Source organism: Enterococcus hailinensis (assembly GCF_045862035.1).
In the GTDB taxonomy this organism is placed as follows: Bacteria; Bacillota; Bacilli; order Lactobacillales; family Enterococcaceae; genus Enterococcus_A; species Enterococcus_A hailinensis.
The window spans coordinates 62994-82856 of record NZ_BAAFRV010000003.1; the positions used below are offsets into that span (position 1 = coordinate 62994).

Sequence of the window (19863 nt, forward strand, 5' to 3'; positions counted from 1 at the left end):
TCAATTAGATTTTAATCTAAAGAGCACTATTCTCAGAATATATATAGGAAATGAGTGGAATACATGATCGATTCAGAAGTCAAAGAATTAGAAGGATTAGTTACGACGATGCGGCGTGAATTGCATCAAATCCCTGAACTTGGATTAAAAGAATATCAAACGGCTGCATATATACGTGAAAAACTGGTTTCATTTGGTATAACAGAAACATATGAAGTCTTGGGCACAGGAACGATTGCTGTATTACGTGGCAATAAACCTGGCAAGACGTTAGCTTTTAGAACCGATATCGATGCATTGCCGGTAGAAGAACAAACTGATTATGATTTTGCTTCAAAAACACCAGGAAAAATGCATGCATGCGGTCATGATGGTCATATGGCTACTGTATTAGGCTTTCTTGCGTATTTGCATCAGCATCCTGAAAAAATCCAAGGGACACTTGTTTTTGTTTTCCAACCAGCAGAAGAAGGGCCCGGAGGCGCTGAACTAATTATGAAGGAAGGTATTTTACAAAAACTAGGGGTTGAACAAATCGTGGGTCTTCATGTATTCCCAGATCTTCCTGCTGGAAAAATTTCTTGCCGTCCTGGAGCTATGATGGCTCGAAATGCTGAAGTAACGATCACGATAAAAGGTGTGAGCACTCATGGTGCACAACCGCAACTAGGTGAAGATGCGATCGTGGCGGCTGGCGGTGTCATCACTGGTTTAAATAGTATTTTAGCAAGAAATATCAGTCCGCTGGATAATGTCGTTTTAACCTTTGGAACGATCCATGGTGGAGAGGCGATGAATATCGTTGCAAAAGAAGTGGTTCTTCACGGAACTATGCGAGCTTTTGATGATCGCGTTTATGATGAAGTCGTCCGTCGCGTGGAATTATTAGCGGGAGAAATTGCTAAAGGTTATGGCTGTGAGGCGATCGTAGAGTTCAATCATATGTATCGAATTGTTGATAATGATCCTGCGATGGTTCGGGTGTTAGAAAAAGTGGCGTCCGATTATTATGTTGAAACGCCTCCTTATTTAATTGCTGAAGATTTTTCTTGGTATCAGCAAGAAATTCCAGGAATGTTTTTCTTCCTGGGTATCCGTGATGAAGAGAAAGGTTATACGTACCCGTTGCACAGCGGAAAAATGAAATTTGATGAAGTGAATTTATTACTTGGCGTTCAAACGTATATCAATTTGATTGCTGGTTTAAATGAAGCGTAGGAGGCTAAACATGGAATTTGAAACAAATAACGGACATTTAATTTGGGCTGGCTGTGACACAGTAGCACTGGCAAAAGAATTTGGCACACCGCTTTATGTATTTTCTCAAACACAAATTGAAGAAAAATGTCATGAGTTACAAAAGAATTTTGTTCAAAAATATAAGAATGCTCGTGTGGCATTCGCTAGTAAAGCTTTTTCAACATTAGCGATGTTAAAAATTGTTGAGCAGCAAGGCTTTTCTTTAGATGTTGTCTCTGATGGAGAATTATATACGGCGATCAAAGCCGATTTTCCAGCAGAACGAATCGAAATGAATGGAAATAATAAATCGATCGAAGAATTAGAGTTGGCGATCGATTATGGTGTGGGTCGAATCATCGTGGATAGTTTACAAGAAGTTGGCTTGATCGCGGCAATCGCAAAAGAAAAACAAAAGACCGTCGATATTTTATTCCGGATTACACCAGAAGTGAATGTAACGACACATTCGTTCATCTCTACTGGTCAAAAAGATTCAAAATTTGGGATTCCCATCGATGAATCCATTTTATTTCCACAAATCGAACAAGCAATCAAGACACCAGAAGTTCATTTTTTAGGGTTTCATTTTCACGTAGGTAGTCAATTATTTGATCATCAAGCCCATCTAGCGGCGGTAGATATTGCCTTAGATTTAGTAAAACTGGTTCAAGAACGTTTTGATTATACGATCAAAGAATTGAACTTTGGCGGTGGTTTTGGTGTCAAATATACAGATGTAGATCAACCTAAACCCTTTAATTATTTTACAGATCCAATGATGGATAAAGTGTTGGCTTTTTGTGAGCAAGAAAATTATCCGCAACCAGCGATCGTGATCGAGCCAGGTCGTAGTATTGTGGCTGAAGCGGGAATTAGTCTGCATACAATCGGCGCGATCAAAGAATTACCTGGATTAAGAAAATATGTCAGTATTGATGGTGGGATGACGGATAATATTCGTCCAGGTCTTTATGAAGCAGAATACACAGGTGTTTTGGCTAATAAAATCGATCAAGCAAATGAAGAAATCGTTACTATATCGGGAAAAGCTTGTGAAAGCACAGATATTTTAGTGAAAGATATCGCCTTACCAGCTATAGAACCAGGAGATATCTTTGCTACTTTTTCTACGGGTGCTTACGGCTATTCAATGGCCAGTAATTATAATAAATTAGCGATTCCGGCGGTTGTTTTAGCAAAAAATGGTAAAGCAGAAGTTATCGTGAAAAGGCAGACTTTAGATCAAATCATCCAAAATGAAGTGATTCCAGAATCTTTAAAATAAAAGTTAGTGAACGAGGTGGGAAAATGGAAATACCTTTTTATAAAATGCAAGGTGCAGGCAATGATTTTATCTTGATTGACAATCAGCCTTTAGGTTTTTCAAGTGAAGAATTGGCAAAATTTGCGTTACGTGTTTGTACACGCCGTGTTTCAGTCGGTGCTGATACATTGATCGTGATCGAAGCACCTCGTGGCGAAGGCGATTTTTATGCTCGTTTTTTCAATGCAGATGGATCAGAAGCTGAAATGTGCGGAAATGGCGCAAGATGTGTGGCTCGACTTGCCTATGAGCAAGGGCTAGCTGAGGAATATATGCTGATTGAAACCATTGCTGGAACGGTTCCAGCGGAACGACTTGATCAGCGAACGTATCGAGTACAATTAAACTCACCGACGATTTTTGAAGCAGATAAAAAAATTGAGCTCGATGGTCAGGAAGTAACTGTTGATTATGTTGAATTAGGTGATCCTGGAATTCCACATTTAGTTGTTGCCTTGCCCAATCTAGCACAAACTGAGCTTACGACTATTTTTGATTTTGCCCGTAAATTGAGAAATCACAGTGCTTTTGTCAAAGGAGCGAACGTCAATTTTTATGATATTTTAGCTGACCAAACAGTTATTGAACGGACGTACGAGCGTGGTGTTGAAGATTTCACTCTAGCTTGTGGGACAGGGACCGGTTCAACTGCCTACGCATTAACAAAAAAAGGATTGATCAATGAAAATCCAGTCAATGTCGAAGTGTTAGGTGGAAAACTGAAAGTGATGATCAAGGAAGAGGAGCTGTATCTGATCGGAGATACGAATCTAGTTGTTAAGGGAACCATTTTAGATGAAGATTTAACGACAAATTAAAACTAAAGAAACTGTAACGAGGGATTCTTCATTCGTTACAGTTTTTTTGTGTTATTGGAAATTAGCGTACTTGATTATTTAGTTTTAGAGAAATATGATAAATAGATAGTCAGTGCTAAAATAACATGATAAGAGGTGCAGCATGGAAACACGGCTTTTACGGTATTTTTGGACCGTTGCTCAAGAAGGCAATATCTCTAAAGCGGCTAGATTATTGAATATCACCCAGCCAACATTGAGCAGGCAAATCAAAGAATTGGAAGAAATGCTTGGAACCTCTGTGTTCAATCGCGAAAAAAATAAATTGAGTTTAACTGCTGATGGTCTATTCTTAAAAGAAAGAGCGGAAGAAATCCTCAGTTTAGATGAAAAATTAGAACAAGCGTTTTTTGATCGAAGAAATGAACAATTGAGCGGACATTTTTCAATCGGATGTGTCGAGGCAGATAATTCAGACACGGTAGCAATGATGATCGAAGAATTGATCAGCGACTATCCTCAAGTCAAATTTAACTTAGTCACTGGTACAAGCGATGACATCGTCGATCGATTAGAAAAAGGTATTTTAGATTTAGCCGTATTGTTAGAGCCAGTAATATTAAATGAAGTAGAACAGCTGAGACTTCCGAGAGAAGAAAAATGGGGAGTGGTCGTTTCCAACGAATTATTCATTGCACAAAATGATCAAATCACTTCTGAAGATATCAAAGGTATGCCGCTCTTATGTTCAAATCGTCAAGAAGTAAAAGAACTGTTGTGCACTTGGTCAGGCATGACTTTAAATGAGCTGAATATTATTGGAAATTATAATTTGCTGTTCAATATATTACCTTTAGTCGAAAATCGAGTAGGAGCAGCTTTTGCTATTGAAGGGGCGCTGTATAATCGACAAGCAGAAAACCTCGTTTTTCTACCCTTGAATCCAGAAGTAAAAACACAATGCGTCTTAGTTTGGAAAAAAAGAGTTCAAACCCCGTTAGTTCAAGAATTGATTAAACGATTCAAACATGCTTTTCAGGTATAGAGGTATTGATAATAGGAATTAGACGAATAGTACGGAGCGCCTTACAATGGATTTAGTCATTGTAAGGCGCTTTTTTAGGAGGAATCATGGAAACAGTTATTATTTTTTTCTCAAAATCAGGAGAGAATTTTATCCGTGGGAAAAAACAAACGATTTTAGTTGGGAATACAAAATTTTTAGCACTCAAAATCAATGAACAATTGCAAGTTCCCATGTTTGAGTTAATTCCCCAGCGGGCTTACCCCAAAGAATATAATCGCTTACTCAAACAAACAAAGCTAGAGAAGGAAGAAGCTCAAGCAGTCGAGTATCGACCGTTAGTTCTGGATTTAAAAAAAGTTCAAACAATTTTTTTAGGCTTTCCCAATTGGTGGGGGAGTTATCCTGAAATTATCAAAACTTTTATCCAAGCTAACGATTGGGAGGACAAAGTAATTTATCCATTTTGTACCCATGAGGGCAGTGCTATGGGCTCAAGTATTGAAGATTTAGAAAGAGATTGTTCGGGAGCGTTTGTCCATACAGGTTTACCGGTCTGCGGCTCCCGGGTCGAGAAAGCTGATTTAGCGATCAGTAATTGGTTGATAGAATATATTAATCAGTGATCTACGAAAGGATGAAAATAAATGGCAAAATATGAAGAAGTAAAAAATGGAATTATCTTTCCTAGTGGTGAAAAAAATGATGCTTACGCTAAATATTTTATTGGACAAAGTTATTTGAAAACATTGATTGCTGATCCAGAGATTAATGTAGGTGTAGGTAATGTGACGTTTGAACCAGGGTGTCGTAATAATTGGCATATCCATCATGATGGTTATCAATTATTATTAGTCATTGGCGGTGAAGGCTGGTATCAAGAAGAAGGCAAAAAAGCGCAGTTTCTTCAAGCTGGCGATGTAATCGTGACCCATGATGGTGTAAAACATTGGCATGGGGCAGCAAAAAATAGTTGGTTTGAACATTTGGCAATTACAGCAGGAACTCCAGAATGGCTAGAACCTGTTAGCGATGAAGTGTACGATAAATTGGAAGAGGAGTAGATCAGCTTGAAAAAACAAACAGCTGGAAGAGAGCAATTAGGAGAATTTGCACCCCAATTCGCCGCTTTAAATGATGATGTTTTATTTGGTGAAGTTTGGGCTCGCGAAGAAAAATTATCTGCTCATGATCGAAGCATGATCACTTGTTCTGCACTCTTAGCTATGGGTGCACCACAACTGGAAGCCCATTTGAAAATTGCTAAACAAAATGGTGTCACAAAAGAAGAAGTGGTGGAGTTGATCACCCAGCTAGCTTTTTATGTTGGATGGCCGAAAGCATGGAGTGCTTTTTCACTAGCAAAAGAGCTATTTGAATAAATTTCTTTAATTTGAATTCTAAAAATACAGCATTTAAGATTTAGATCAAGAAGCTTTAATATCGAGAGGAGACGATCATGGAGTATACGAAATTAGGGAATACTGGATTGGATGTATCGCGGATCTGCTTAGGCTCAATGGGATTTGGTGATCCAAAAAACTGGATTCATAAGTGGGTCTTGGAAGAAGAGGACAGCCGCCCACTGATAAAAAAAGCACTCGAATTAGGGATCAATTTTTTCGATACTGCTAACGTTTATTCTCTTGGTCGAAGTGAAGAAATAGTAGGAAAAGCTTTAAAAGATTATGCTAAAAGAGATGAAATTGTTTTGGCAACTAAGGTTCAGCAAAAAATGTTTGAGGGTCCTAATGGACAAGGTTTGTCTCGGAAAGCGATCATGGCTCAAATAGATCAAAGTTTAGCAAGACTTCAGACAGATTATGTTGATTTGTACATCATTCATCGTTGGGATTACAATACGCCAATCGAGGAAACCATGGAAGCACTTCATGATGTCGTAAAAAGTGGTAAAGCCCGTTATATCGGTGCTTCATCAATGTTTGCTTATCAGTTCCAACAAGCAAATACGATTGCTGAAAAAAACGGTTGGACAAAATTTGTCTCCATGCAAAATCATTTGAATCTTATCTATCGAGAAGAAGAGCGCGAAATGATCCCATATTGTCTTTCAGAAAAAATTGCCTTGACACCGTATAGTCCATTAGCTTCAGGAAGATTGATCAGAGGTAAAACCGAAACAACAACGCGCAGTCAAACGGACTATATACAAAAAAATAAATATGATTTGACTGCTGATCAGGATCAACTCATCATTGATCGAGTGGCGGAAATGACGAATAAATATGAGACAAATCGAGTAAATATTGCTTTAAGTTGGCTTTTACAAAAACAACCAGTTGCTGCACCAGTGGTCGGGGCAACAAAAATGAGACATATTGAAAATGTAGTTGAGGCTGTAGCTTTCGAGCTTAGTCCGACAGATATCGCTTATTTAGAAGAACCTTATCTTCCACATACGATTGTGGGACATGGATAGCGTAATAAGAATTAGTTAGGCGTAATGAGAGGAGAAAATTAAAATGATTTTACAAGAAAAATATCAATTAAATAGTGGCATCAACATTCCTAAGGTGGGATTCGGGACCTGGATGATCGATGATGAAGCGGTTGTTCAAGCAGTGCAAGACGCACTTGAAATCGGATACCGTCATATCGATACCGCACAAGCATATGAAAATGAGCGTGGGGTCGGTGAAGCCATACGGACTTCTGGAATTAAACGTTCTGAAATTTTTCTAACCAGTAAAGTAGCTGCGGAACATAAAACTTATGAAACAACTGCACATTCTATCGATGAATCATTAGAAAAACTAGGGTTAGACAGCATTGACTTAATGATCATCCATGCACCACAACCATGGGCGGAATTCAGAGAAGCAAATTACGATACTGGAAATGTTGAAGCATGGAAGGCGTTAGAAGATGCCCAAAAAGCTGGTAAAGTTAAAGCTATCGGACTGTCAAACTTTAATCAACATGACGTAGAAAACATCTTGGATCATGCTACGATAAAACCCGCGGTCAATCAAATCTTAGCTCATATTTCTAATGTGCCTTTTGATCTGATCGAATATTGTAAAGAAAAAGATATTCTAATAGAAGCTTATTCTCCAGTTGGACATGGTGAATTATTAAAAAATCCTGAATTAAAGAAAATGGCTGAAAAATATGACGTCAGTGTTCCACAATTAGCTATTCGTTACTGTATTGAATTAGGATTATTACCTTTGCCAAAATCAGCAAATAAAGAACATATCAAAGCAAACGGTGAGTTAGATTTTCAATTAGAAAAAGCTGATATTGAGACGTTGAATGCGATCAAAGCGATTGATAATTATGGGGAATCAAGTAATTTTCCAGTTTATAATAAGAAATAAAAAAATAAACAGTTTAAAGACAAAAGACCTTAAACATTAGAAGCATGTTTAAGGTCTTTTGTCTTTAATAAATAGTCTGATTAATTTTCAATCACAATTCTCTGACACATAGTTAGATTGATAAGACACAGGATTACCCAATGAGAAGTGAGGCTATCAAATATTATTTGACCTATCAAAATGTTAGGGTCACATTAGACGAATTTGGGAATAAGATTTTGGTTACTGAAGATACATGTATTATTTCTAAGTCAAAAAACGGATTGCTACATTTTAAATACTGGCTATTTCAATGGAAAAAAAGTGACGCCTTTGGATACATTAACTAGTATTGAAAAAGTAGTTGAGGGTCAAGCTGCATTTCGTCCATATAGAAGCAGAACAAAAAATGAGAGAAATAATCTCAAAATTAAACTAGTAAATAATCGATTTTTGTTATCTTAAATTGGAAAAGTAGTCTGATTTTTAATTCAGGCTACTTTTTTTATTTGTAACTAGGCTAACATTCTAATATTTACAAGACCCTTCAAAATGGTATACTAACAACGTGCATTTAAATCAAGACAATGTCTTGGACTGGTTCGTAAACTTCCCAGGTAAAAAAACTAAGTATCTCTCATAGATTGGAGGTTGGAAATAATGCGAAAAGTAATTATTGATTGCGATCCTGGTATTGATGATATGTTAGCGCTCTTGTTAGCGATTCAATCGCCAGAGATTGAAGTAGTAGCAATTACTACTGTTTGCGGAAATGTTCCGGTCGAGTTGGGTTCAAAAAATGTAATCAAATGTTTAGAACGGCTGAATCGTTTGGATATCCCGATTTTTCAGGGGGCTGAACAGCCGCTCAAACGTGATTTCGTCAGTGCGCAGGATACTCATGGAATCGATGGTCTGGGCGAATCTGATATTTTGATTCACAGTGGCAAAGCTGTGGAACAGTTATCTGCCGCAAAATATTTAGCTCAAACGTTTAGTGAACCAACAGAAATTTCTGTTATTGCGCTAGGACCATTGACGAATATTGCGCAAGCATTGTTGTTGAATGAGTCGTTAGGAAAAAATATGGCGCGCTTTGTAACGATGGGCGGCGCATATAAAAGTCATGGGAATTGTTCGCCGGTTGGCGAGTATAACTATTGGTGTGATCCAGATGCGGCAGCCGTAGTATTTGAAAAACTTGGCCAGTTGGTCGAAATGGTAGGGCTCGACGTTACGAGAGAAATTGTTTTTACACCAACGATTCTTGAATATTGTTGTCAAATGAATCCTGAAGTGGGACAGTTTTTAGCAGCGATCACACGGTTTTATTTTGATTTTCATTGGAAACAAGAACGTATTTTGGGCTGTGTCATCAATGACCCATTAGCCGTGGCCTACTTTATCGATGATTCTCTTTGTCAAGGGTTTGAAAGTTATACAGTTGTAGAGACCCAAGGAATCAGTTTAGGTCAGACATTAGTTGATCGTCATCAGTTTTGGCAAAAAGCACCAAATAGTAAAATTTTAACAGCTGTCGATTCTCGTCAGTTCTTCACGAAGTTTTTGACCGTTCTTTTAAATGCACAAAAAGAAACGATCGAATCAGATTTAGAAAAACTTCAGATGGGATGATGATAGATGAAACGCACTACGAATAATCCAAAAATAAATGTTAGAATCGTAACGATGATGGCCTTATGTATCGGGATCAATTTTTTAGGAGGATCGATCGCCTTGCTTTTACGATTACCGATTTATCTTGATAGTATCGGGACGATATTTGCAGGAGCGATCGGTGGCCCAATCGTGGGTCTTGTTACAGGACTTTTAGGTGGTTTATTAAGTGGGATCACGACAGATATTTTCTCTTTATATTATTCACCAGTACAAATTGTTACCGGTTTACTTGCAGGATTTTTATTAAAAGGGAAGTTGATCAAAAAAAGATCATGGAAAATTCCCGGTTTAGCATTTTTACTTTCATTTCCGGGCACATTAGTATCCTCATTTATTACAGTTTATTTATTTGGCGGAATTACCTCGTCAGGTTCAAGCCTGATCGTTCAAGTATTAAACGGATTAGGCATGACTCAAACGATGAGTGTTATTTTAGTTCAGATTGGAACCGATTATTTGGATCGATTATTATCTGTGATGGTCGTAATTGCTGTAGTAGCAATATTACCTAAACGAAATTTATTTTTAAGTAATTCATAAATTAAAAACTCTTAAACCATAGACAAATATCTATGGTTTAAGAGTTTTTAGTTTAATGATTTTAGTTCGTTTTACTCGTGAAAACATGTATTTCTATACGTGAAAGAAACCAGCGATAAAAAAATTCGTTAAAAAGAGACACATTGATATGTGTCTAAAACGACTATTTGATTGCTACGATGCTATCGATTTCTACCTTGAACTTAGGATGGACCAAGCCGGCTACGATCACCAATGTCATGGCTGGTTTATGCTCACTATAAAAAATTACCTAATCCTTTTCTAAGTGGACCTAAATAATCAGCATTTGTTAAGTAGACATTCATTTTGACGATATTTTTAGCATTTGTGTGATTCTCTAAAAGGCTAGCAGTCAAAAATATCAATAAGTACTGCCTTTTTTTGTTCACGGAACTATTATTAATGCGAATGACTCTAAAAATACAAGCGAACAAGCGCTTGTATTTTTAGGTTGGATTTTTATCAAAGTACTCTTCAATGCAATTTTTTATTGCATTAAAATCTTTAGTCATAAAAAGCCTCGCCGGTACTTTGATGATGGGAAGGTCATTTTCATTTTCAAAAGGAACAAACGGATCAGGAACGACTAAATAATCTACTTTGTCCTTGTCTTTGATATAATTTGTCGAAACAGTGTAGTCATCTGAGAAGTATTCTTTTAAGTCTTCGTTGTTTTTGATCAGTGGTACTGATGAAATTGACCCATAATTGATACCAGAACTGACTGTTAATACAAAACATAAATTTTTCATGGTTTCCCTCCCTTACATAAACAATTTTAGAATAATGAAAGCGCTTTGTAAATGGTGTTTGAGATATAAAAGCGGTTATTCTATCCAATAATTAACGACAGACAAAATATGGAGCGATTCTTATTTCACCGCATGCTTTCTGATGTAATTAAGAAGGTTAACAATTGGGATAGATAGTTAAAATGAAAGAACTAATTTTCCATGTGTGTGTCGAGCCATAGAAGTCGCAATCGCTTCTTTAAAGTTTTCTATTGGAAAATTATTTTCAATCGGAACCTGAATTTTTCCAGAAGCAACCGCATGGATAACCAATTCCATATCTGTTGGTGTGATATTTGAACCGGTGGCATAAGATACGCCTTTTGGAGGCTCCGGAAAATCAATGATAGTCGATAATTTATGGGGCGATATACCTAATTCAATGGCTGCATCTAACGCTTCATGACTATACAAATCGATTGCAGCAGTAATACCTTTATCAGCTAAACGTTTAGCCAAATCAGGACCATAACTAATTTGTTCTGCTCCTAAAGAAGAAAGAAAATTACTTGTGGCATTTGAAGCAGTACCTATGACTTTTGCGCCTTTTATTTTTGCTAATTGGATTGCAAAAATTCCAACACCACCAGCGGCTCCCCCAATCAGAACAGTATCATCTTTTGTAATCGCTGCTTTATTTACAGCATCAATGGCTGTAGCGCCAGCAATTGCTATTGTTGCAGCTACCTCATCTGAAACCGCATCGGGTGTTAAGTAAAGTTGATTTGGTTGAACTAAAATATATTCTGCGGCGCTTCCTGTCATAGTGGAACCAAAAACACGATCACCAACTTTAAACATTGAGTCTTTAGGACCGACAGCGGTAACGATACCCGAAAAATCATATCCAAAAATTTGTGGTAATTGAACACCAAAGTTTGTTGCAAGCTCTTTATTCGACATAATAAGCCAATCCATAGGGTTAAGACCAATAGTTGTTACGTTTACTTTGATTGTTTCTGCTGTTACAGTCGGTTCAGCAAGTTCGATTAAGTTTAAAACTTCAAGTCCGCCAAAGTCATTATATTGTAAAGTTTTCATATCTTGATTCTCCTTTTAAATTTTGATAAAATGTCATAAACTGACATCGAGGGTGTTTTAGAACAGTCAAGACGATATGTCAATGAAAATGTCGTAGTGTGACATTTTTAGGAGGGGAACAGTCATGAAAAGTAAAGAGAAACTTCAAACGGCGGCAATGTCGTTATTTATGAGTCAAGGGTACGACCCAACAACGATCAAAGAAATCGCTACGCTTGCTGGTGTTACGGAAAGAACATTTTTTAGACAGTTTAGAGACAAGGCAGATGTTTTGTTTGAACGAGATAATCCGTTGTATCAAGAAGTATCGGCATATATTAATGAAAATTATGAAGAAAGATCTTCCATAATCAATTTATTGATGCACTCTTTGAAGCAGGTCAAAGTTTTTGATCAAAATAGAAATCGTACTCTGATGCGGTCTAAAATTATTGAAGAACATCCCGATTTAATAGAACGAGAGCTATTAAAAATGCAGGAAATGAAGAAACGTATATGTAATCAAGTGGCTATTTTAAAAACTAAATTTGAAATTATAGAAATCGAATTGGCAGTAGGGATGGTCTTTCAAATTTTTGAATTAGCCTTTCAACAATGGTTAAAAAATGAAGAAATTGATTTTTCAAGCAGTATGGAAATAGTTTGGAAAAAGTATCAGCAATTGATTACTGAATCAGAAGATAATTGACTTAGTGTCATTCACAATAAAAAAGATTCTTTTGAATGGTATAAAGAGATCATAGCTAATAATGGTCTAAAAAAATTAAGTTCACTAAATAGCTAAAAACACCGTTGATCTTCTACAATAAAAGAAGTTCAACGGTGTTTATTTGTACAGTTTAGCTAGTAAAGCAAAACTTACTTTTTATAAAACATATCAAAGCGGCCAGTGTGTAGCTCTTGAATGCTTTCACCACCTGGCCAATTCTAGTAGTAATCAATAAATTTGATTTTTGTAGAATCGAAAGGTAATGGGAAGTCGTTGATTGTGTTAAGCCAAGTTTCTTCTGAATCTCACCAACGCAAAAAGCGATTTCGACCATATCAACATCTGTATCATGAACAAAATAAGCAGTAGGATTTTTTAACCAAAAAAGAATCTGTAAGCGATGCTCATTCGCTAAAGCTTTAAATAGCTCAATATTTTCCATAAATTTGTTATATCGCTAAAATTCGATATGTAAAGCAATTAATATTAGGAACCAATTCAACTATAAAATGAAGAATGAGCTAAGCATTTAATTTTACTTACTATTAGTTAGAAGTATACTAAAGTAATACATAGATTATTTTTTTAGAAAGAAGGAGTTATGATGGAAGTAACTACAGCAAATTTTAAAATCGATTCAAAAACTACAATTGGAAAAGTAGTCCTTAAAGTAGCAAATATTGAGAAAGTGACCGCATTTTATTCTGAAATCATTGGCTTGACTGTTCTAGGGGAAAATGGAAATACAGCCAGTTTAGGAGTAGCCGATCAGACATTGTTAGAACTGCAAAAAGTTGATAATCCTATGCCGTTAGCTAGAAAAACGGGTCTTTTTCATGTCGCATTTTTATTACCATCTCGTAAAGATTTAGGAAATATTTTGTATCATTATTTAGAAACACAAGCACCACTACAAGGCGCTAGTGATCATGGTTATAGTGAAGCCCTTTATTTAACAGATCCTGAAGGTAACGGCATCGAAGTTTATCATGATAAACCAAGAAGTGAATGGGATATTCGTCCGAATGGCGATATTATAGGGATTACTATCGAGATGGATGCAGAAGGGGTACTTGCTGCAGCAGATCGTAAGTCGGCATCATTTCCTGAGGGAACAACAGTGGGTCATGTCCATTTAAAAGTTTCGGATTTGTTAAAGACCGACGATTTTTATACTAATATCTTAGGTCTGACTCGCACTTCTGATTTTGGCGCTCAAGCTAAATTTTTTGCTGCCGGCGACTACCATCACCATATTGGTTCGAACATTTGGATGGGAAATAATATTCCCGCAATGGAAGAAAATGATTTAGGTTTGGCCTACTATACCTTTGTTGTTCCTAATCAAACAGCTTTTGACCAGTTAAAAGAACAATTGAAAGCAACCGCTACACGTTTTGATGCAGAAACCAATCAAAGTCTTTCTCTAAATGATCCCAATGGTATTTTGATTCGAATCGAAGTAAAATAATTATTTAACTAGATTTAGCATTAAACCTAAGTTAAAGTGTCGATGTTTTGATTTATTTTTCTTTATGTGGTTAATTTATTGAATACATTAACTATATGTGGAGGGATAAGCGATGAAGACTAGTAAAATTGGCTATTCTGAAGTTGTTGTCAGTAAATTAGGACTGGGTACCAATAAGGTTGGTGGGCATAATCTATTTGAGAATTTAGACGAAAAAAACGGGTATGATCAAGTAAGAGCAGCACTTGATTCAGGAATTACTTTGTTGGATACAGCTTATGTGTATGGATTAGGTCGCTCAGAAGAAATTATTGGGGAAGTCTTAAAGGAATACAAGGAATACGCTCGAAGCAAGGTCATTATTGCAACCAAAGCGGCACAAGACCCAGCTAATGATTTAAAAGTAACGAATGATCCGGCTTTTTTGACCAAAGCCGTAGATGAAGCGTTAGCGCGCCTTCAAACAGATTATATCGATATTTTTTATATTCATTTTCCAGATGAAAAAACAGATAAAGCAGAAGCTGTAGCTGCGCTAGATAAATTGAAAAAAGCTGGAAAAATTCGCGCAGTGGGCGTTTCTAATTTTAGTTTTGAGCAATTAAAAGAGGCCAATCGTGATGGGTTAGTAGATATCGTAGAAGAACATTATAATTTGATTCACCGTGAAGCTGAAGACCAGTTGTTTGAATATTTACGTGAGAATAATATTGCTTTTGTGCCGTATTTTCCTTTGGCGTCTGGCTTATTGACTGGAAAATATTCTGAAGCAGATTACGAAAAATTTGATAAATTTTCTAAAGAGCAATTTGTAGAGATCATTCAATGTTTAGCTATTGTAAAAGAGATTGCTGAAGCTCATGAAGCAACAGTCTTACAAATTATTTTAGCTTGGTATATGAAAAATCCTGATATTGCTACAGTGATTCCAGGTGCTCGAAATGCCGAGCAAGTGGAGGGATTAGTCAAAGCAACAGAAATTTCTTTAAGTGAAACGGAATATGAAAAAATTGATGCTGTATTCGCCTCATTTAAGTAAATTGTAAAAAAGCGTACTTGTTAACCAAGCACGCTTTTTTTATGCAAATAATTTAGTTATAAAAATATTTTTTATCATGTATGATAGATAAAGCTGAAATAGTTGTAAATTTTATTCAGTTAAATAGAGTAAGGGAGGAGTCAATAAATGAAAAGATGGAAAAAAATTCTTTTAGGGATTTTAGTGGGTATTGTAGTAATTCTTTTAGGAAGTATCTTTTATTTGCGTACCCAGACATATTCTGCCAGTGAACAAGCACAAAGTTCTGCTGAACAAGCGAATGTAACGAATGATTGGTTGTACTTTCCGGTAAAAAATCAAAATAATCCTGCTATTATTTTTTATCCAGGTGCATTAGTAGACCCAACAAGTTATAGTATTTGGGCAGAAGCGGTTGCTGAAGCGGGGTATTCCGTGTATATCATGAAGATGCCGCTAGATCTAGCTGTATTGTCACCTAATAGTGCCAAAAAGGTATTAGCAAAAGATGCGAATCGATCATATATCGTTGGAGGACACTCACTGGGCGGTGTAATGGCGAGTCGTTTTGCCGAGGAACATAGTAAAAATTTAAAAGGGGTCTTCTTTTTAGCTAGTTATCCTGATGAAAAAGGAAGTTTAGAAAAACTAGACATTCCAGTTCTTTCTATCACTGGCTCTAATGATCATGTCTTAAATCAAACGTCCTACCAAGAGGCGAAAAACTATTTACCTAAAGATACGGATTATAAAAAAATTACTGGCGGAAACCATGCTGGATTTGGTGATTATGGGAAGCAAAAAGGCGATGGAAAATCAGAAATCAATAATCAAAACCAGCAAGTAGCCGCTGATTTGATCGATTGGTTAGAAACAATCAAAGATTAAATAAAGAACCTTTAGAACGTCTTTTGAAATAAGTGATATACAAAAAATGAATAGCAAAAAACAGATCCAATTTTCTAAAAAAATAGAGAAATTAGATCTGTCTTTTTAGGTCCATAAATCATTCATCGCATCGCGTTTTTGTTTACCGGCGATATGAGTGTAGACTGTTGTGGCAGATGTGCCGGATTGCCCCAATTGTTCAGCAACTTGGACTAAAGAATTTGTTTTGCTGTATAGTTGAGTAGCCACTGAGTGACGTAATTTATGGGGAGATATTTTTATTTTGAAGCTTTCGGAATATTTACCGACCATTGCTTCAACGGCACCACTAGCGATACGTTTCGCTTTGCCTCGATAACGAGTCAGAAAGAGTGCCGATTCTGTTTCAACTGGTTGATACAATTGTTCCCGCTGAGCAAGATAATTCGTTAAGAATTCCAGAGCGATCGAAGAGATAACGACCATATCCCATTTACCACCTTTTCGGTAAACGCGTGCTTCGCCAGCAGTTAAATCTAGATCTTGAACATTCATATTGACTAATTCTGAAAGACGCATGCCGGTGCCTAAGAAGAGCGCGATGATTGCTAGATCACGGAGTTGATTTTTTTTGAAAGCCGTGATCGCTTGTCTTGTCTCTAAAGTATCGATATAGCGATGCTCGATATAATCTAGAAAGTCGATCGCTTCTTCATCTAAAAATAATTTTTTTTCGATTGCAGCTCCGCGTTCAGCCATCGTTTTATTGTCCTTGACATTGGCGACTTTTGCCATCATATTGTTTTCAAGATAAGGTTTGCCAGTCTTGCGATCAACAGCATCATTTAAGTAATTGAAAAGGGAACGTAAAGCAGTGATCCCTCGTTGAACAGTCGCATTTTGTCTTAGGGGTAAAGACTGATCGTTTTCTTTCAAACGTTTTTGTGTTGATTCTTTTAGAATTTTCGGTGCTTTCACTAAATGTGCCTTATAGAATTCTAAATCTTCTGGCCATAAATTAGCGAATTCAGCTAAAGTGACGGCTGAAAGTTTATCAGCAGAAGAGAAACCTTCTTGGATCAACCAGTTCAAAAAGCGACGGTATTCTTTTGCATATTCATAAAGAGTGATGGATGAATATTGATCTCCACCTTTTTTTCGAAAATAGTTTTGGATAAACCAAGGAAAGAATTGAATTTCTTCTTCCATTCGCCGATTGGCTTCTTGTTGATTCATTTATGCCAGCTCCTTTATAAATGAAAGTATAAAACAGCTTTTTTAAAATGTCAAACATTGGTTATTTTATATAAAATTAAAACTAAATAGTAAGGTTTTTGGTATTGTTGTTTAGTTATTTAACTGGAAAAAATTAGTTGTTCAGTTTTCGAAAGAACAACAATTAAAAACGTAGTAAACTAAAAATATAAAGGGGGGCGTTTTAATTGATTGATTCTTTTGAACAGCAACAAGAATATTATCAAGCTTTAAAAGCAAAGAATCGAGCCTATGACGGAATTTTTTTTGCGGGTATCACGACAACTGGAATATTTTGTCACGCATCATGTACAGCTCGTAAGCCAAAGTTTGAGCATTGTGAATTTTATAAAACAGCTCAAGAAGCCTTATTAGCAGGGTATCGGCCATGTAAAATATGTCGGTCGCTTTCTTTTCCCCAAATGATTCCGGAAGAAGTTCAATTATTAGTCAATGCAGTAGAAGAACATCCTGAGAAACGATGGAAAGAAAAAGATTTTTCAGCAATCGGATTACATTCTGCTAGTGCGAGGAGAAAATTCAAAGAAATTTATCAGATGACTTTTGTCCAATATGCACGAGCAAGACGAATGGGGGCTGCTTTTAAAGAAATAAAAAAAGGGAGTAAAGTAATCGAGCAACAATTGAATACTGGTTATGAATCAGCCAGCGGGTTTAATGATGCATTTAGTAAAATTATGGGAAATCCGATTAAGAAAATGAATACAAAGCCTCTGATGGCTTCATTTATTTCTACACCGATAGGCCGAATGTTGTGCTTAACAGATGAAGACTATCTGTACCTATTAGAATTTGAGGATCGTCGAGGTTTGGAGTTAGAGATTGAAAAACTGCGGAATAAATATAATTTTCGCAGTATATACGGCCGAACAGCGATTAGTCAAAAAGTTGAGCAGCAACTGAATGAATATTTTGCGGGAACACGTACAACATTTTCGATCCCATTATTTTATGATGGCTCTGAGTTTCAACGAAAAGTGTGGAGTGAATTAGAATTGATTCCTTCAGGAAGTACGAGAAGCTATCAAGCATTAGCGATTCGTTTGGGAGATCGAAATAAGGTCAGAGCTGTAGGCAGAGCGAATGGCATGAATAAAATTGCCATTATTATTCCTTGTCACAGAGTAATTGGACAGGATGGGAAGTTGACTGGCTATGCCGGTGGGTTAGCCCGTAAACAGTATTTACTTAATTTAGAACAAATGAATAATCCTGAAAGATGATCTTATTTCGATCATCTTTTTTTATTGAACAATCATCTTTAGGCAAAAAGGATTCTAAATTAAAAATCAAAGTATTAATATCGCAAATGAACTATTTATAAAATAATAAAAAAGTAGCTAGGGACAGTATTGACTTGTCGATTCTTATTTATTACTTAATTTATTAGAAAAATTTTTCGGTTTTATCCTTGATCATATTCATTCATTCTCAAAAAGTTTTTCAAAATGAGATAACTAAAAAATTAAGGTCCGCTATCATTTTTTTAAAGACTATTGCCAGCGTTTGTATCTTCTAATGTTCTTTATAAAAACGTTCTCCGAGGAAATTTAGGAGATTCGTTATGAAAACCCTTACTGTAGGGTGCTGTATAAAATTTTTTTAGAAAAAACATAAAAAAAATAAGGTATATTTTGTTATTTATTATTAGTGATAATCGAAAGACTATTTTATTAAATAGAAGATCAATTTATAACTTATAACCAATTTAATGGCTATTTTTATCAAATTTCAAATAAAAATATTGTGATTGTTGTGACGAACAGGCATATCAGTTTTAAAAAAATTTAAAGTACGTTAAGATAAATATAGAAAGTGAGGAGAAGCAAATGACAGAACCTAATTTAAAGGATCCTAGAAAGTTATTTTATGATGATCGTTTTGAGAAGCAAGATCAAGAAACTCCCGCTCTACAAACAGACATGACTCCACGACCTGATTGTGGCGAAGAAAGTTATGTTGGGAGTAAAAAATTAGAAAATCGCAGAGTATTGATCACTGGCGCAGATTCAGGAATCGGACGGGCTGCAGCAATTGCATTTGCTCGTGAAGGTGCAGATATCGCTTTTCAGTATTTCCCAGGTGAGGAAAAAGATGCAAAAGAAGTTGCTGAATTAATAGAGGCAGCTGGCAGAAAAGCAGTATTACTTCCTTATGACTTGAGAGATGAATCTGCTCCAAAAGAGATCGTTGCAAAAGCGGTCGCTGAATTAAATGGATTAGACACATTAGTGCTTAACTCAGCACAGCAAATTTCTCAAGAATCAATTGAAACATTACCCATTCAACAAGTAAGGGATACGTTTACGATAAATATCATTTCGATGTTTGCGATTGTTCAAGAAGCGGTCAGCCACTTACCAGCAGGCAGTAGCATCATTACGACGACTTCAGTACAGGCATTTAATCCTAGTGATCATCTGATGGATTATGCAGCAACCAAAGCATCGATCGCCAATTTCACAGTTAGTTTAGCAGCACAATTAGCGAAGAAAGGTATCCGTGTCAATGGAGTGGCACCAGGTCCAATCTGGACACCGCTTCAGTTAGATCAAGGACAACCAAAAGATAAATTACCTGATTTTGGCCAAGAATCTTTACTAGAAAGAGCGGGTCAACCGGTTGAATTAGCTCCAGTGTATGTTTTCTTAGCATCAAATGATGCAAGCTATGTGACATCCCAGATTTATGGTGTGACTGGTGGAGAACCGATCAATCTTTAAAACTTATCTAAGGCTTTGAA

At 36.3% G+C, this 19863-nt stretch carries 21 protein-coding genes and 1 riboswitch; of the genes, 17 read left to right on the forward strand and 4 right to left on the reverse strand.

The genetic code is table 11. The features are described from left to right. Positions 1-63 precede the first annotated feature (63 nt). From ACKTSC_RS03335 to ACKTSC_RS03385, 11 genes are all read left to right on the forward strand, one after another. Complete coding sequence (locus ACKTSC_RS03335) at positions 64-1218, forward strand: M20 metallopeptidase family protein (protein WP_407856811.1); 1155 nt, start codon at positions 64-66, stop codon at positions 1216-1218. Between the two features lie 10 nt (positions 1219-1228). Continuing rightward, the gene (gene lysA / locus ACKTSC_RS03340) at positions 1229-2527 is read left to right on the forward strand and encodes a diaminopimelate decarboxylase (RefSeq protein ID WP_407856812.1); all 1299 of its coding nucleotides are present in this window, start codon (positions 1229-1231) and stop codon (positions 2525-2527) included. Positions 2528-2550: 23 nt separating this feature from the next. Then, positions 2551-3384 (forward strand): diaminopimelate epimerase, encoded by an 834-nt coding sequence (dapF, locus tag ACKTSC_RS03345; RefSeq protein WP_407856813.1) that lies wholly within the window; start codon positions 2551-2553, stop codon positions 3382-3384. Positions 3385-3526: 142 nt separating this feature from the next. Further along, positions 3527-4408, forward strand: coding sequence for a LysR family transcriptional regulator (locus tag ACKTSC_RS03350; RefSeq protein WP_407856814.1), 882 nt, complete (start codon positions 3527-3529; stop codon positions 4406-4408). Between the two features lie 86 nt (positions 4409-4494). Further along, positions 4495-5013 carry a flavodoxin gene (locus tag ACKTSC_RS03355; RefSeq protein ID WP_407856815.1) on the forward strand — a complete coding sequence of 173 codons (519 nt, stop codon included), beginning with the start codon at positions 4495-4497 and terminating at the stop codon, positions 5011-5013. 21 nt (positions 5014-5034) lie between these two features. Beyond that, positions 5035-5451, forward strand: coding sequence for a cupin domain-containing protein (locus ACKTSC_RS03360; protein WP_407856816.1), 417 nt, complete (start codon positions 5035-5037; stop codon positions 5449-5451). A 6-nt stretch (positions 5452-5457) separates the two neighbouring features. Then, on the forward strand, positions 5458-5769 hold the full coding sequence (locus ACKTSC_RS03365; RefSeq protein ID WP_071857302.1) for a carboxymuconolactone decarboxylase family protein: 312 nt from the start codon (positions 5458-5460) through the stop codon (positions 5767-5769). Between the two features lie 77 nt (positions 5770-5846). After that, positions 5847-6827, forward strand: a complete 981-nt coding sequence (locus ACKTSC_RS03370) for an aldo/keto reductase (RefSeq protein WP_407856817.1) — start codon at positions 5847-5849, stop codon at positions 6825-6827. A 43-nt stretch (positions 6828-6870) separates the two neighbouring features. After that, positions 6871-7728, forward strand: coding sequence for an aldo/keto reductase (locus tag ACKTSC_RS03375; RefSeq protein WP_407856818.1), 858 nt, complete (start codon positions 6871-6873; stop codon positions 7726-7728). Between the two features lie 570 nt (positions 7729-8298). Next, a riboswitch (PreQ1 riboswitch) is annotated at positions 8299-8343 on the forward strand. Between the two features lie 24 nt (positions 8344-8367). Further along, complete coding sequence (locus tag ACKTSC_RS03380) at positions 8368-9342, forward strand: nucleoside hydrolase (RefSeq protein ID WP_407855267.1); 975 nt, start codon at positions 8368-8370, stop codon at positions 9340-9342. Positions 9343-9348: 6 nt separating this feature from the next. Continuing rightward, the gene (locus tag ACKTSC_RS03385; protein ID WP_407856819.1) at positions 9349-9927 is read left to right on the forward strand and encodes an ECF transporter S component; all 579 of its coding nucleotides are present in this window, start codon (positions 9349-9351) and stop codon (positions 9925-9927) included. 467 nt (positions 9928-10394) lie between these two features. On the opposite strand, the gene ACKTSC_RS03390 is transcribed toward ACKTSC_RS03385, so the two are convergent. Together ACKTSC_RS03390 and ACKTSC_RS03395 are read right to left on the reverse strand one after the other, a co-directional pair. Then, the gene (locus tag ACKTSC_RS03390; RefSeq protein ID WP_407856820.1) at positions 10395-10700 is read right to left on the reverse strand and encodes a hypothetical protein; all 306 of its coding nucleotides are present in this window, start codon (positions 10698-10700) and stop codon (positions 10395-10397) included. A 177-nt stretch (positions 10701-10877) separates the two neighbouring features. Further along, positions 10878-11780 carry an NADP-dependent oxidoreductase gene (locus ACKTSC_RS03395; protein WP_407856821.1) on the reverse strand — a complete coding sequence of 301 codons (903 nt, stop codon included), beginning with the start codon at positions 11778-11780 and terminating at the stop codon, positions 10878-10880. 124 nt (positions 11781-11904) lie between these two features. Here ACKTSC_RS03395 and ACKTSC_RS03400 point away from each other — a divergent pair, with 124 nt between their 5' ends. Further along, positions 11905-12468, forward strand: a complete 564-nt coding sequence (locus tag ACKTSC_RS03400) for a TetR/AcrR family transcriptional regulator (RefSeq protein ID WP_407856822.1) — start codon at positions 11905-11907, stop codon at positions 12466-12468. A 151-nt stretch (positions 12469-12619) separates the two neighbouring features. Here the strand turns inward: ACKTSC_RS03400 and ACKTSC_RS03405 are convergent, their stop codons facing one another. Beyond that, positions 12620-12931 carry an ArsR/SmtB family transcription factor gene (locus ACKTSC_RS03405; RefSeq protein ID WP_407856823.1) on the reverse strand — a complete coding sequence of 104 codons (312 nt, stop codon included), beginning with the start codon at positions 12929-12931 and terminating at the stop codon, positions 12620-12622. Between the two features lie 162 nt (positions 12932-13093). On the opposite strand from ACKTSC_RS03405, the gene ACKTSC_RS03410 reads away from it, so the two are divergent. The 3 genes from ACKTSC_RS03410 to ACKTSC_RS03420 all read left to right on the forward strand — a co-directional run bounded on the left by ACKTSC_RS03410 (position 13094) and on the right by ACKTSC_RS03420 (position 15866). Further along, on the forward strand, positions 13094-13960 hold the full coding sequence (locus ACKTSC_RS03410; RefSeq protein ID WP_407856824.1) for a VOC family protein: 867 nt from the start codon (positions 13094-13096) through the stop codon (positions 13958-13960). Between the two features lie 112 nt (positions 13961-14072). Then, a complete protein-coding gene (locus tag ACKTSC_RS03415; RefSeq protein ID WP_407856825.1) occupies positions 14073-14999 on the forward strand; it encodes an aldo/keto reductase in 927 nt (308 codons plus the stop codon). Between the two features lie 147 nt (positions 15000-15146). Continuing rightward, entirely contained in the window at positions 15147-15866 is a 720-nt protein-coding gene (locus ACKTSC_RS03420) for an alpha/beta family hydrolase (protein ID WP_407856826.1), read from the forward strand. 105 nt (positions 15867-15971) lie between these two features. On the opposite strand, the gene xerS is transcribed toward ACKTSC_RS03420, so the two are convergent. After that, positions 15972-17081 carry a tyrosine recombinase XerS gene (gene xerS / locus ACKTSC_RS03425; RefSeq protein ID WP_407856827.1) on the reverse strand — a complete coding sequence of 370 codons (1110 nt, stop codon included), beginning with the start codon at positions 17079-17081 and terminating at the stop codon, positions 15972-15974. Between the two features lie 206 nt (positions 17082-17287). Here xerS and ACKTSC_RS03430 point away from each other — a divergent pair, with 206 nt between their 5' ends. Both ACKTSC_RS03430 and ACKTSC_RS03435 read left to right on the forward strand, forming a co-directional pair. Next, complete coding sequence (locus ACKTSC_RS03430) at positions 17288-18343, forward strand: bifunctional transcriptional activator/DNA repair enzyme AdaA (RefSeq protein WP_407856828.1); 1056 nt, start codon at positions 17288-17290, stop codon at positions 18341-18343. A gap of 606 nt (positions 18344-18949) precedes the next feature. Beyond that, complete coding sequence (locus ACKTSC_RS03435) at positions 18950-19843, forward strand: SDR family oxidoreductase (protein ID WP_332579742.1); 894 nt, start codon at positions 18950-18952, stop codon at positions 19841-19843. Positions 19844-19863: the final 20 nt, after the last annotated feature.

Excerpts from the sequence above, each read along its gene's own strand:
- ACKTSC_RS03335 (WP_407856811.1), top strand. The coding sequence starts at position 64 with ATGATCGATTCAGAAGTCAAAGAATTAGAAGGATTAGTTACGACGATG.
- lysA (WP_407856812.1), top strand. The coding sequence starts at position 1,229 with ATGGAATTTGAAACAAATAACGGACATTTAATTTGGGCTGGCTGTGAC.
- dapF (WP_407856813.1), top strand. The coding sequence starts at position 2,551 with ATGGAAATACCTTTTTATAAAATGCAAGGTGCAGGCAATGATTTTATC.
- ACKTSC_RS03350 (WP_407856814.1), top strand. The coding sequence starts at position 3,527 with ATGGAAACACGGCTTTTACGGTATTTTTGGACCGTTGCTCAAGAAGGC.
- ACKTSC_RS03355 (WP_407856815.1), top strand. The coding sequence starts at position 4,495 with ATGGAAACAGTTATTATTTTTTTCTCAAAATCAGGAGAGAATTTTATC.
- ACKTSC_RS03360 (WP_407856816.1), top strand. The coding sequence starts at position 5,035 with ATGGCAAAATATGAAGAAGTAAAAAATGGAATTATCTTTCCTAGTGGT.
- ACKTSC_RS03370 (WP_407856817.1), top strand. The coding sequence starts at position 5,847 with ATGGAGTATACGAAATTAGGGAATACTGGATTGGATGTATCGCGGATC.
- ACKTSC_RS03375 (WP_407856818.1), top strand. The coding sequence starts at position 6,871 with ATGATTTTACAAGAAAAATATCAATTAAATAGTGGCATCAACATTCCT.
- ACKTSC_RS03380 (WP_407855267.1), top strand. The coding sequence starts at position 8,368 with ATGCGAAAAGTAATTATTGATTGCGATCCTGGTATTGATGATATGTTA.
- ACKTSC_RS03385 (WP_407856819.1), top strand. The coding sequence starts at position 9,349 with ATGAAACGCACTACGAATAATCCAAAAATAAATGTTAGAATCGTAACG.
- ACKTSC_RS03390 (WP_407856820.1), bottom strand. The coding sequence starts at position 10,700 with ATGAAAAATTTATGTTTTGTATTAACAGTCAGTTCTGGTATCAATTAT.
- ACKTSC_RS03395 (WP_407856821.1), bottom strand. The coding sequence starts at position 11,780 with ATGAAAACTTTACAATATAATGACTTTGGCGGACTTGAAGTTTTAAAC.
- ACKTSC_RS03400 (WP_407856822.1), top strand. The coding sequence starts at position 11,905 with ATGAAAAGTAAAGAGAAACTTCAAACGGCGGCAATGTCGTTATTTATG.
- ACKTSC_RS03405 (WP_407856823.1), bottom strand. The coding sequence starts at position 12,931 with ATGGAAAATATTGAGCTATTTAAAGCTTTAGCGAATGAGCATCGCTTA.
- ACKTSC_RS03410 (WP_407856824.1), top strand. The coding sequence starts at position 13,094 with ATGGAAGTAACTACAGCAAATTTTAAAATCGATTCAAAAACTACAATT.
- ACKTSC_RS03415 (WP_407856825.1), top strand. The coding sequence starts at position 14,073 with ATGAAGACTAGTAAAATTGGCTATTCTGAAGTTGTTGTCAGTAAATTA.
- ACKTSC_RS03420 (WP_407856826.1), top strand. The coding sequence starts at position 15,147 with ATGAAAAGATGGAAAAAAATTCTTTTAGGGATTTTAGTGGGTATTGTA.
- xerS (WP_407856827.1), bottom strand. The coding sequence starts at position 17,081 with ATGAATCAACAAGAAGCCAATCGGCGAATGGAAGAAGAAATTCAATTC.
- ACKTSC_RS03435 (WP_332579742.1), top strand. The coding sequence starts at position 18,950 with ATGACAGAACCTAATTTAAAGGATCCTAGAAAGTTATTTTATGATGAT.